This is a genomic window from Aquiflexum lacus (assembly GCF_015476655.1).
Taxonomy (GTDB): domain Bacteria; phylum Bacteroidota; class Bacteroidia; order Cytophagales; family Cyclobacteriaceae; genus Aquiflexum; species Aquiflexum lacus.
Window position 1 is genome coordinate 1 of record NZ_JABFHF010000106.1, and the last position, 246, is coordinate 246.

Consider the following 246-nt stretch of genomic DNA (forward strand, 5'->3'; position numbering starts at 1 on the left):
ACTACAATTATAGCGGTGACCTTGGTGAATGGATACACGTAGCCGCTACTTTCGATGGCACTACGAGCCGAATCTTTGTCAACGGCACAGAGGATGTTTCCTCGATTTATGCACCGTTCAACATCGGGACATCTTCGGGAGACCTTGTCATCGGGGCGGTCAGTACGATACAGCGTTTCAACGGGGCCATCGACGATCTCAGGCTTTACGGAAGAGCATTGGAAGTATCGGAAATCTTCGAACTCT

Annotated in this window: 1 protein-coding gene; it reads left to right on the plus strand. The window is 50.0% G+C overall.

Annotation, left to right across the window (positions count from 1 at the left end):
- A partial coding sequence (locus tag HMJ38_RS25230; RefSeq protein WP_194977209.1) for a LamG domain-containing protein occupies positions 1–246 on the plus strand: 246 nt, incomplete at both ends.